This window comes from Croceibacterium atlanticum (assembly GCF_001008165.2).
GTDB lineage: Bacteria > Pseudomonadota > Alphaproteobacteria > Sphingomonadales > Sphingomonadaceae > Croceibacterium_C > Croceibacterium_C atlanticum.
In genome coordinates this window covers 2,716,214-2,727,831 of record NZ_CP011452.2, presented here as the reverse complement: position 1 = coordinate 2,727,831, position 11,618 = coordinate 2,716,214, and the positions used below count along the sequence as shown (strand labels likewise).

The window sequence follows — 11,618 nt, the reverse complement described above, 5'->3', positions numbered from 1 at the left end:
CAGAAACCCGAAGAAACAGGCCGAAGAAACAGGAGAGCCGCCCCCATGAAATGTCCGCACAAATCCCATGTCGCGCTGGTTGACGGAGAGCGCTTCCTCTTCTTGCGCAATGACGGACAGATCTTCGAACCCAGGCTGACCATGCTGGATCAACCTGAACTGGAGAAGACCAATTTCAGTGCTGGCGTGCGCAACCAGGACGATGCCGGACAGCGCGGGGGAAATACCGATCTGAACGAACTGGCCCATGGCGCGGCCGCAGCCGAATGGCTCAACGCCCAGGTGCTGTCAGGCGATATCGAACAATTGACCGTAATCGCCGATCCCAAGACTCTGGGCGAGATGCGGCGCCATTATCACAAGGAACTGGAAAGCCGGATCGTCGGTGAACTGGCAAAGGACCTGTCGGGAGAACCGATCCCGGCCGTGGAAAAGGCGCTCGCCAACGCCTGAACGCCCTGCTTTGCCGTGCCCGGCCGCAGTGGTAGGATGACGCATAAACAGGGAGAGGAACCGTTCCATGCGTCACATGATCCTGCCGCTGTGCCTCGGCACGGCGCTGGCCGCCTGCTCACCTTCGGCGGAGGAAGCGACAGAGGAAACTGCCGCCGAATATTCGGCCGGGGACTACACCGTCGCCATCAACGATATTGCCCGGCCGGATGCGGACCGGGAAGCCGATGCCGCACGCAAGCCGGGCGAATTGCTGGCCTTTGCCCAGATCGACAAGGGCGAGATCGTGGGCGATTACATCATGGGCGGCGGATATATGACCAGGCTGCTGGCCATTGCCGTGGGCAATGATGGCAAGGTCTTCGCCTTCCAGCCGGAAGAATTCATAGCTTTCCGCCCAGAATACGCCACGGAGCAGGAAGAAGCGGTTGCACCCTATCCCGAACGGGTGACCCCGCTGCGCGGCGCGATCGACGAACCGCAATTCCCCGAACTTCTCGATACCATCGTGACGGTAATGAACCTGCACGATCTCTATCTTGCCGGAATGCCGGAAGGCACTGGAGAAAAGGCGATTGCAGCGCTGTTTGATTCGCTGAAGCCGGGCGGCACGCTGGTGGTCGTGGATCACAGCGCCAGGTCCGGCACCGGCACGCAGGATAGCGATTCGCTGCACCGGATAGACAAGCAGGCCGCGATCGAGGCGCTGACCGCTGCCGGTTTCGAACTGGAGGCAGAAAGCGATTTATATTCACAGCCGGACGACCCGCGCGACGCAAATGTGTTCGATCCCGTGATTCGCGGGAAGACGGACCAGTTCGCCCTGCGGCTGCGCAAGCCGGGCTGAAATGCGCGGCAAGTTGCGCCGGTTCCCGGTTTCAGGCGCAACTTGCCGTCCCTTACCGTCACTTCATCGCGGCTCCGATTGTGGTCTTTCCAAGCTCAGTTAAGTTTTTAACAACCATGAAGGGGTAATCTTGGGAGCTTATGGGACTCGGTAATTTCGCACGTATCGCCGCCACACTCGGCCTGGCTTTTGCAGCGGTCGCCCCTGCCCAGGCAGGTGACGACACGATCGAAGTGGCTTTCGACACCGCGCTCGGCACTGAATTGCGCGCCCCGCGCGATTATACCCCCGATTACGATACGCCGTTCGAACGGCAGATCGCACAGCTGGCAGACGGATCGAACGGCCGCATCGGCGTTGCCGCGATCGATCTCGCCACGGGTGAACAGCTTGCCGTTCTGGGCGATCAGCGTTTCCCGATGGCCAGCACCAGCAAGATCGCCGTGGCCGCTGCCTTCCTGGAAGGCGTGGATCAGGGCCGTTTCAGCCTGACCAGCGAATATCCGCTGCTGCTGCCCGTCAATTCCCAGCCTTTTTCTTCACCCGTGGCGCCAGTGCGCAAGGGCAAGTATCTGCAGGCGCGAGAGCTGATTCACCTGATGCTGACACGCAGCTCCAACTCCGCCACCGATGCGTTGCTGGCGGCTGTCGGCGGGCCGAACGTGGTGAATGACTGGGTGAACCGTGCCGGCATCACCGAATATAACCTTACGCGCGATATCGCGACCCTGGTGCGCGACGATGGTGAAATCGATCCTGCCGTCCAAATCGACACGCGCGACAGCGCAACGCCCAAGGCCATGGTGCAGCTGCTTCGCGGCCTTTACCAGGGCCGTTGGCTATCGCCGGAAAGCCGGGACTTCCTGATCCGCACGATGGAAGAGTGCCGGACCGGAACGCGCCGCATCCCTGCCAATCTGCCGGGCGATGTGACCGTGGCCCACAAGACGGGTTCGCTGAACAACACATCAAGCGATGTCGGCATATTGACCGCACCCGATGGCCGCACCATCGCCCTGGCGATCTATGTGACCGGCCAGGGTTCACGCCTCAATCGCGAACACAAGATCGCCAGCATCGCCCGCGCCATCTATGACGGCTATACCAGCAAGGACAGCCGCCAGTGGGTCAGCGCCAGCTACAGCTCCGCCCACTGACACGAATCGGATAGGGTGCGCCCGGCCTCAGCCGGTCAGCCCTGCTTCGTTTGACACAAAGAGAAAGGGCGCAGCCTCGCGGCTACGCCCTTTCTTTGTCGCAAAATGCGCGCTTGGCTTAGTCAGCCGCGGCTTCTTCGACGGTCTCGTCCTGGACGTCGGCTTCGATTTCGTCGCCCATCTGGTCCGTAGCTTCGCCAGCGGCGTCAACAGCTTCGCCGGCTTCGTCCATGGCGCCTTCAGCGGCATCGCCCATGGCTTCGACATTGGCTTCGGTGTCAGCCATTGCGGAATCGACGGTGTCGCCCGCAGCTTCTTCAGTGCCTTCCGAGCAAGCAGCCAGCGAAAGGGCAGCGCCGGCAACGGCGGCAGCGAGAACGATCTTGCGCATGTTTGTTAATCCTTAAACAGCGAGAAGAAATACGCTTTCCCCTTGCGGGGGCAGCGTGAAATCCACCCCCTTGGAGGGAATTCCAGCTTTGCTAAATAATGGCAACTTTGTGGCCGCGCAAGCCAATTGTGGCAAGATCGGGGCAAAGGCCGTTTTTCGCCACATTCCGCCAGCCGCGTTGCAATAGCGGCTGACCTGACGGCGCGGCGCTGCTAGCAGGTTCCGCATGGCGGACAAGCAGCATCTCTATCTCGTCGACGGTTCGTCGTATATTTTCCGGGCATATCACAGGCTTCCGCCGCTCACCAACCCGCAGGGCACCCCCGTGGGAGCGGTCTATGGCTACACCACCATGCTGTGGAAACTGGCGGATGATCTGCACAAGGCGGACGGCCCGACTCACCTGGCGGTGATACTGGATGCATCGGGCGTATCGTTCCGCAACGAGATCTACGACCAGTACAAGGCCAACCGGCCCGAACCGCCAGAAGATCTCAAGCCGCAATTCCCCCTGATACGCGATGCCACGCGTGCCTTCAGCCTGCCCTGTATCGAGGAAGAAGGGCTGGAAGCGGACGATCTGATCGCCTCCTATGCCCGCGCCGCGGCGAAGCGGGGGTGGGATGTCACCATCGTTTCGGGCGACAAGGATCTGATGCAGCTGGTGGGCGAGGAGGTGGAGCCGGATGACGGCTTCGCCCCTGGCAAGGTCGATATGCTGGACACGATGAAGAACCAGCGCATCGGCATCCCCGAAGTGATCGAGAAATTCGGCGTGCCGCCGGAAAAGGTGGGCGATGTCCTGGCCCTGATGGGCGATTCGGTGGACAATGTCCCCGGTATCTTCGGCATCGGCCCCAAGACCGCCACCAAGCTGATCCAGGAACACGGTTCTCTCCAGGCCGCGCTGGATGCCGCGCCGGACATGAAGAAGAGCAAGCTGAAGGAAAGGCTGCTCGAAGGCCGCGAAATGGCCGAACTCAGCCGCGTCCTGGTGCAGCTGAAGGAAGATTGTGCCCTGCCCATGCAGCTGGACGATCTGAAACTGGACGCAGTGCCGAAAGAGCCGCTGGCGGAATTCCTTGCCCATCACGGCTTTACCAGCCTGCTGAAACGGCTGGACGGCGGCACCGGATCCCCCGCGCGCAAGACGGATCTGCATCCGGCCAAGCAGGATAATCAGGCCCGCGCTGCCGCCCCCGAAGGCAGCCGGCAGGCATTGCCCGAAATGCCGCCGGTTGATTGTTCCGCCTATGAATGCGTGCAGTCCATGGAACGGCTGGAACACTGGATCGCCCGCGCCTTTGCCGCCCGGAAAGTGGCGCTGGACACGGAAACCAGTTCGCTGGATGCGTTGCAGGCCAGCCTGACCGGCATCAGCCTGGCACTCGGCCCGAACGACGCCTGCTATATCCCGCTGGGCCATGGCGGCACCGACATGTTCGCCGAAAAGCCGGAACAGATCGGCCGCGATGCCGCCCTCGCCGCGCTCAAACCGCTGCTGGAAAGCGATGCGGTGCTGAAGATCGGGCAGAACATCAAATATGATCTCAACGTCCTGGCCCGGCACGGCATAGCCGTGGCGCCGGTGGACGATACGATGATCATCAGCTTCGCGCTGGACGCCGGCCGGTCGATGGATGGCATTGGCGGCGGGCATGGCATGGATGAATTGTGCCAGCGCCATTTCGGCCACACGCCGATCGCCTTCAAGGATGTTTGCGGCACCGGCAAGAAGGCCATTCCCTTCGGTGAAGTGCCGCTGGACCGGGCGACCGAATATGCGGCCGAAGATGCCGATGTGACATGGCGCCTTCACCGGCTGCTGCATCCGCGGCTGGCCCATGAAGGCAGCACGCGCATCTATGAACGGGTGGACCGGCCGTTGATCCCGGTGGTGGCCGAAATGGAACGCAACGGCATCAGGGTAGACCGCGCCGCCCTGGCCCGCCTGTCGGAAGAATTCGCCACCCGCATCGGCGAGATCGAGGCCGAAGTGCACGAAATTGCCGGGCAGGAATTCACCATTGGCAGCCCCAAGCAATTGGGCGAAATCCTGTTCGACAAGATGGGATACAAGGGTGGCCGCAAGGGCAAAAGCGGCCAATATTCAACCGATCAGGCCATGCTGGAAAAGCTGGCCGCCCAGGACGACGCGCCGATCGCGCAAAAAGTGCTCGACTGGCGGCAATTGTCCAAGCTGAAGAGCACTTATACCGATGCGCTGCAGGCGGCGATCAATCCGGAAACGGGGCGGGTCCACACTTCCTACAGCCTGGTCGGCGCGCAGACGGGACGCCTTTCATCCACCGATCCGAATTTGCAGAACATCCCGATCCGCACGGAAATCGGGCGGCAGATCCGGACCGCTTTCGTCCCCGAAGCTGGCAATGTGTTGCTGGCGGCGGACTATTCCCAGATCGAACTGCGGCTGGCCGCGCATATGGCCGATGTGCCGCCCCTGAAAGAAGCGTTCGCGCGGGGCGAGGATATTCACGCGCGCACGGCCGAAGAACTGTTCGGCCATGTGGACCGCGATACGCGCGCCCGCGCCAAGACGATCAATTTCGCCATTCTCTACGGTATTTCCCGCTGGGGCCTGGCCACGCGGCTGGGCACGGAACCGGACGAGGCGCAGGCGATGATAGACCGCTATTTCGAACGCTTCCCCGGCATCCAGCGCTACATCGTGGCCACGCTGGAAGGGGTGCGGGAACGCGGATATTCGCAGACCCTGTTCGGCCGCAAGACGTGGTTCCCGCGCATAAGCTCCAAGAACCAGGCCGAAAGGCAGGGGAGCGAGCGGGCGGCGATCAATGCGCCGATCCAGGGCACCAGCGCCGACATCATCAAACGCGCCATGGTCCGCATGCTGCCTGCATTGCAGGACGCCGGGCTGGGCAATGTGAAGATGCTGTTGCAGGTGCATGACGAACTGGTGTTCGAACTGCCCGAAAGCGAGGTTGAGGCGGCATCAAAGGTGATCGAAAAGGTCATGGGCGAAGCAGCCCTGCCCGCGATTTCGCTCGACGTTCCGCTGGCCGTGGAAATCGGCCATGGAACGAGCTGGGACGCCGCTCATTGATTGGAGTATCGTTCGCAAGTGCAGCAATGCAGGCGAAGGCTCCGATGAATGATTGACCAGATAAGAACGCAATTCGACAACTGGCCCGAATGGATCGGGGTTTCGATTATCGCCGCCATTGCGCTGGTCGCGGCAATCGCGGCCGCGCTGGTGGTCCACTGGCTGATCTTCCGCTTCCTGCGACGCATCGCCAAGGCGAGCGAAAGCCAGTCCGACAATATCGTCGCCCGCAAGCTTGCCAGGCCAACCCGCTATGCCCTGATCGCGCTGGCTATCGTGCTCGCCTCCGATGCGATCCCGGTGCTCGACGAATTGTGGGAGCGGATTGGCGGCGTGGTGATGCCGTTGCTGATCGGCTGGATGGCGCTGGCCATTCTCCATGCGCTGGTCGAAGCGATGATCCTGCGCAACGACATTTCCGTGCCCGACAATCGCGAGGCGCGGCGGCGGCGGACGCGGCTGTCCATTTTCGGGCGCATTGCCACTTTCGTAATCGTCTTCATCACCGTGGGGCTAATGCTGCTGGCCATTCCCGGCGTGCGCCAGATCGGCGTGACGCTGGTTGCATCGGCGGGCCTTGCCGGCCTGGCCGTGGGCGCGGCGGCGCAGCCCGCGCTGAAATCGCTGATCGCCGGTTTCCAGATGGCGCTGACCGAACCCGTGGTGATCGGCGATGCCGTGATCATTGGCGGCGAATGGGGCTGGATCGAAGAAATTCGCACCACCTATGTCGTGGTGAAGGTTTGGGATGAAAGGCGACTGGTGGTGCCCACCAGCAAGTTCCTGGACGAAATCTTCCAGAACTGGACCAAGACCACGTCCCAGCTGATGGGCACGGTGATGCTCTATGTGGATCCGATGACCAATCTCGATCCGATCCGGGAGAAGTTCTACGAACTGATCCAGGCCAACAATCGCTGGGATGGCCGCGTCAAATGGATGCAGGTGACCGAACTGACGCGTGACGCGATAGAGGTCCGCTTCCTGATGACAGCCAAGGATTCGCCGACCCTGTTCGATCTGCGCTGTGACATCCGCGAAGCGCTGATGGCGTGGATCCGCGATGAAATGCCGGAAGCGATCGTGCGCAACCGCCTGCTGCCGGTGGCGCCGGTGGAAGTGGCCGGCATCGGCCCGGTTTCGGGCGAAGTTCTGTCACAGATGCAGGGCGACGGATCGGGCCCGGCCCGGGGCTAGACCGAAAGAGCGGGCCAGAACGAAAAAGCCCGGCACGATGGCCGGGCTTCTCCTCGATCTAAGGGCCTCAGCCGCGCTATCCGTGTTTACGGTCGCGCGTGCTTTCCACCATGCCTTCATGAATGAAACCGATTGGCCGCACTTCCAGCGCGCGCTTCTTCAGTTCGCCCTTCATCTTGGCATATTCCTGTTCCATCTGTTCGGTCACAGTGGGGCGGCTGTCCTCCAGCGCTTCGGCAAAGTCCTGCGCGGTCACTTCCTTCGCATTGGTGCCATCGCGGCGGATTGCCACCAGGCCGGCCCGGCGAACCACATCTTCCAGATCGGCGCCGGTATAGCGCGGCGTCTTGTCGGCCAGTGCCGACAGATCGACATCGCCGGCCAGCGGCATGTTGCGCGTGTGGATCTTCAGGATCAGTTCCCGCCCGTCCTTGTTCGGCGCGCCGACATAGACCAGTTCATCGAAACGGCCCGGGCGGAGCAGTGCAGGATCGACCAGTGTGGGGCGGTTGGTGGCCCCGATCACCACGATGGAGTTCAATTCCTCCATCCCGTCCATTTCGGCCAGGATCGTGTTGACCACGCGCGCCGTCACCTGCGGTTCGGTGCCGCCGCCAGAACCCCTTGCAGGCACCAGGCTGTCAATCTCGTCGATAAAGACGACGCAGGGCGCCACCTGCCGTGCGCGGGCGAACATGCGGCTGATCTGCTGCTCGCTCTCGCCATACCATTTGGACAGCAGGTCCGAACTCTTCATCGAAATGAAGTTCGCTTCCGCTTCCTTGGCCACGGCCTTGGCGAGCAATGTCTTGCCCGTTCCCGGCGGCCCGTAGAGCAGGAAGCCCTTGGCCGGACGGATGCCGAGGCGGTCGAATGCCTGCGGGTTCTTGAGGGGCAGTTCCACGCCTTCGCGCAGCTTCTCCTCCGCTTCGTCCAGGCCGCCAATATCGGCCCAGCCGACGGTCGGCGCCTGCACCATGACTTCGCGCATGGCCGAAGGCTGCACGCGTTTCAGCGCTTCGCGGAAGTCGTTCTTCTCGACCTGCAATTCCTCCAGCACCTGCGCAGGTATCTCGCGCGCGTCCAGATCAAGCTTGGGCATGATGCGCCGCACGGCCTCGATCGCCGCTTCGCGCGTAAGGGCGGCCAGATCCGCGCCGACAAAACCGTGCGTGCTGCGGGCCAGTTCCTTCAGATCCACGCCCTCGCCCAGCGGCATGCCGCGCGTATGGATGGCAAGGATTTCGCGGCGCCCGTTCTCGTCAGGCACGCCGATGATGATCTCGCGGTCGAAGCGGCCGGGCCGGCGCAGGGCCTCGTCGATCGCATCGGGCCGGTTGGTGGCCGCGATCACCACCAGATTGGTGCGTGACTGCAAACCGTCCATCAGCGTCAGCAACTGGGCGACCAGCCGCTTTTCCGCTTCGCCGCTTACATTCTGCCGCTTGGGCGCGATCGAATCGATCTCGTCAATGAAGACGATGGCCGGCTGGGCCCGCTCCGCCTCCTCGAACACTTCGCGCAGCCGTTTCTCGCTCTCGCCATAGGCGGAGCCCATGATTTCCGGCCCGTTGATGGTGAAGAATTCGGCGTCGCTTTCATTGGCGACCGCCTGGGCGAGCCGGGTCTTGCCCGTTCCCGGCGGGCCGTGCAGCAGCACGCCCTTGGGCGGATCGACGCCAAGCCGGGTGAACAATTCGGGATAGCGAAGCGGCAGTTCCACCATCTCGCGCAATTGCTTGATGGTTTCGTCCATACCGCCGACATCGTCGTAATTGATGATGCCCCGGCCATCGCGCGGTTCCTCGAACTCGGCGCGCAGTTCCACCTCGGTATTCTCGTCAATATGGACGATGCCCTTGGGCTGGGTCGAAATCACCTGCAGGCGGATCTGGGTGAGCGCATAGGCCGGCGCGTTGAACATGCGGCGCACTTCGGGCGGCACGTTCTGGACCGGCTGCTGCCCGTGGGTGGCAACCAGATCCCCGGCGACCAGCGGCTTTTCGAAAAAGACGCGTTTCAGCGCTTCAGTCGGTCCCTGAAGCCGCATCTCGCGCTGCGCGGGGGCGAATACCACCCGCGTCGCCGGACGCGATTCCGTGCGGCGAACCACCACATGCTCGCCGGAAGACGTATCGGCATTGCCGCGCTGCAACCCGTCGAGACGGATGACATCCAGCGCATCATCCTCGCTGGCGGCCAGCAAGGCCACGGCGGCGGTGCTGCGCTTGCCTTCGATCTCGACAATATCGCCTTCGGTTATTCCCAGGGCCTGAAAAGCCGATCGGGGCAACCGGGCAACGCCGCGCCCGCTTTCCTCCTGTCTTGCCGCCGCAACCTGCAGGCGGACGGTGCCCTCTTCCACTTCAGCAACATCGGCATCGGCCATGGGCTCTATCACCTTTTTTTCGATCTGCTTCGAATGAGAGAGCTAGGATCGCACCTCCCCGAATGCAAATGATCGTCAGGCGATATCGTGCCGGCAGGTCATGAAACCAGGCCGGAAAGAAAAAAGGCCCGGCCGTTGCCGGCCAGGCCTTGGAAGTTTTGGGAGAGGATGCCTGAAAGGCAGTTTCGATATGCTCCGACGCCCCTCATTTCGCAAGTGCGAAAAGCGCAAGTTGAGTTGCATAAAGCGCAACTGGCGGTCATCCGATTGATTTGCAATTGTTTTTCAAGGTTCCTGCACTGCTTTCCGGCAGGTGAGCAGATAGATCAGGCACGAGTTCTGCGGAAATTGCTGCATTGCACCAATTCTGCGGCGCAGATATTCCGATCTTGCGCGCCGCCCTCGCGTGACAGCAAAGCGGCGATTTCATATGGCGTGGAAGCACAACAAGCCAATAGGGAGCCGGCGGAATGAAGAAACTCTATCCCGATGCAGAGACCGCACTCGACGGGATACTCCATGATGGCATGTTGATTGCCGCTGGCGGATTCGGCCTTTGCGGCATTCCCGAACGCCTGCTCGACGCAATCCAGAACAGCGGGGTCAAGGATCTGACCTTCGCCAGCAACAATGCCGGAATCGATAATGAAGGCATCGGCAAGCTGCTGCGCACCCGGCAGGTGAAGAAGATGATCTCCTCCTATGTCGGCGAAAACAAGGAATTCGAACGGCAATATCTGTCGGGCGAACTGGAGGTGGAATTCTGCCCGCAGGGCACGCTGGCGGAACGGATGCGCGCAGGCGGGGCCGGCATTCCCGGCTTCTACACCAAGACCGGCGTTGGCACGCAGGTTGCCGAAGGCAAGGAAGTGAAGAATTTCGACGGGGAGGAATATATCCTCGAACGCGGGATCTTTGCCGATCTGGCCATTGTGAAGGCGTGGAAGGCGGATGAAAGCGGCAATCTGATGTTTCGCAAGACGGCACGCAATTTCAATCTTCCGGCCGCCACATGCGGCAAGATCTGCGTGGTTGAAGTGGAAGAAGTGGTCCCCACCGGCAGCCTCGATCCGGACTGCATCCACCTGCCCGGCGTCTATGTCCAGCGGATGGTGCTGGGCGCCCCCTATGACAAGAAAATCGAATTCATCACCACGCGGGAACGTAAAAACGCATGAGAGCCACAGTAACCGGATGTATCGCACTGGCTCTTGCCGGCTGCACGACAACCAACACCTATAACCAGTACACCGCACCGGAACAGGCGGCCGAAGCGGGCCGCGGCGGGGATGCGGCCGCCCCTGATTCGATGCGCTGGCTGTTCGGATCGGGCGAAGGCGCCGCCGCTTCGATCCAGGCGTGGCGGATGCTTGCCGATTACGTCGAAATGCAGGCGCGGCAGGGGGCCGATCAATCTGTGCTGATGGGCCTGCCCGGTGCGGAAGGCGGGCTGGCCCGGACAAGCTGCACGGCAGAGGATGGATCACCCAAACCCCAGGCCGCCGTTTTCGACGTGGACGAAACCGTGCTGCTCAATCTCGGTTATGAATATTGGCAGGCGGAAAGCGGCAGCGGATATGATGGCGGCGTCTGGGCTGAATGGGAACGGACAGGTTCAGCATACACCGCCCCCGTCCCCGGCGCCGTGACCGGGCTGCGCCGCATCCGGGATGCAGGCGTGACGGTGATATTCAATACCAATCGTGTAACGGAATATGCCGCAGCCACGATCGATGCCCTGCGGGCCAATGGACTGGGCGAAGCGGTCCATGGCGATACGCTGTTCCTGAAGGGGGACGATGCGATGGGGTCGGCCAAGGATGGGCGCCGGGCGGCCATCGCCGCGCGTTACTGCATCGTGGCACTTGCCGGGGACAATCTGGGCGACTTTGCCGATCTGCTGAACGAACGGGACCGCGCCCCGCTCGACCGGCGGCAGCTGACCGCACGCGGCCAGATCGCCTCCCTCTGGGGCAATGGCTGGTTCGTCATTCCCAACCCCGTTTACGGCGCATCGATCCAGGGCAGCGTGGACGAGATTTTCCCGCCCGAGGCGCGCTGGACGCCCCAAGCAACCACCCCGAAAGAAGGCGAGTGAG

The 11,618-nt window shown here is 62.1% G+C and carries 9 protein-coding genes; 7 read left to right on the top strand and 2 right to left on the bottom strand.

Features of this window, described 5'->3' with window-relative positions; translation table 11 throughout:
• Nucleotides 1–45: 45 nt before the first annotated feature.
• From WYH_RS12895 to bla, 3 genes are all read left to right on the top strand, one after another.
• Nucleotides 46–453, top strand: coding sequence for a baeRF12 domain-containing protein (locus WYH_RS12895; RefSeq protein WP_046904155.1), 408 nt, complete (start codon nt 46–48; stop codon nt 451–453).
• Nucleotides 454–520: 67 nt separating this feature from the next.
• Complete coding sequence (locus WYH_RS12890; protein WP_235980137.1) at nt 521–1,300, top strand: class I SAM-dependent methyltransferase; 780 nt, start codon at nt 521–523, stop codon at nt 1,298–1,300.
• A 140-nt stretch (nt 1,301–1,440) separates the two neighbouring features.
• On the top strand, nt 1,441–2,457 hold the full coding sequence (gene bla, locus WYH_RS12885; RefSeq protein WP_046904153.1) for a class A beta-lactamase: 1,017 nt from the start codon (nt 1,441–1,443) through the stop codon (nt 2,455–2,457).
• 118 nt (nt 2,458–2,575) lie between these two features.
• Here the strand turns inward: bla and WYH_RS12880 are convergent, their stop codons facing one another.
• A complete protein-coding gene (locus tag WYH_RS12880; protein ID WP_046904152.1) occupies nt 2,576–2,848 on the bottom strand; it encodes a hypothetical protein in 273 nt (90 codons plus the stop codon).
• A 226-nt stretch (nt 2,849–3,074) separates the two neighbouring features.
• On the opposite strand from WYH_RS12880, the gene polA reads away from it, so the two are divergent.
• A complete protein-coding gene (gene polA / locus WYH_RS12875) occupies nt 3,075–5,933 on the top strand; it encodes a DNA polymerase I (protein ID WP_046904151.1) in 2,859 nt (952 codons plus the stop codon).
• A 48-nt stretch (nt 5,934–5,981) separates the two neighbouring features.
• A complete protein-coding gene (locus tag WYH_RS12870; RefSeq protein ID WP_046904150.1) occupies nt 5,982–7,130 on the top strand; it encodes a mechanosensitive ion channel family protein in 1,149 nt (382 codons plus the stop codon).
• Nucleotides 7,131–7,206: 76 nt separating this feature from the next.
• Here the strand turns inward: WYH_RS12870 and WYH_RS12865 are convergent, their stop codons facing one another.
• A complete protein-coding gene (locus tag WYH_RS12865; protein WP_046904149.1) occupies nt 7,207–9,519 on the bottom strand; it encodes a CDC48 family AAA ATPase in 2,313 nt (770 codons plus the stop codon).
• Between the two features lie 470 nt (nt 9,520–9,989).
• Here WYH_RS12865 and WYH_RS12860 point away from each other — a divergent pair, with 470 nt between their 5' ends.
• A complete protein-coding gene (locus WYH_RS12860) occupies nt 9,990–10,697 on the top strand; it encodes a CoA transferase subunit A (protein WP_046904148.1) in 708 nt (235 codons plus the stop codon).
• Nucleotides 10,694–11,617, top strand: coding sequence for a 5'-nucleotidase, lipoprotein e(P4) family (locus tag WYH_RS12855; RefSeq protein ID WP_046904147.1), 924 nt, complete (start codon nt 10,694–10,696; stop codon nt 11,615–11,617). Before WYH_RS12860 ends, WYH_RS12855 begins: the two co-directional genes overlap by 4 nt.
• Nucleotide 11,618: the final 1 nt, after the last annotated feature.

What these genes read in the sequence shown, in the direction of transcription:
- WYH_RS12895 (WP_046904155.1), top strand. Translation starts at nt 46, where the DNA reads ATGAAATGTCCGCACAAATCCCATGTCGCGCTGGTTGACGGAGAGCGC.
- WYH_RS12890 (WP_235980137.1), top strand. Translation starts at nt 521, where the DNA reads ATGCGTCACATGATCCTGCCGCTGTGCCTCGGCACGGCGCTGGCCGCC.
- bla (WP_046904153.1), top strand. Translation starts at nt 1,441, where the DNA reads ATGGGACTCGGTAATTTCGCACGTATCGCCGCCACACTCGGCCTGGCT.
- WYH_RS12880 (WP_046904152.1), bottom strand. Translation starts at nt 2,848, where the DNA reads ATGCGCAAGATCGTTCTCGCTGCCGCCGTTGCCGGCGCTGCCCTTTCG.
- polA (WP_046904151.1), top strand. Translation starts at nt 3,075, where the DNA reads ATGGCGGACAAGCAGCATCTCTATCTCGTCGACGGTTCGTCGTATATT.
- WYH_RS12870 (WP_046904150.1), top strand. Translation starts at nt 5,982, where the DNA reads ATGATTGACCAGATAAGAACGCAATTCGACAACTGGCCCGAATGGATC.
- WYH_RS12865 (WP_046904149.1), bottom strand. Translation starts at nt 9,519, where the DNA reads ATGGCCGATGCCGATGTTGCTGAAGTGGAAGAGGGCACCGTCCGCCTG.
- WYH_RS12860 (WP_046904148.1), top strand. Translation starts at nt 9,990, where the DNA reads ATGAAGAAACTCTATCCCGATGCAGAGACCGCACTCGACGGGATACTC.
- WYH_RS12855 (WP_046904147.1), top strand. Translation starts at nt 10,694, where the DNA reads ATGAGAGCCACAGTAACCGGATGTATCGCACTGGCTCTTGCCGGCTGC.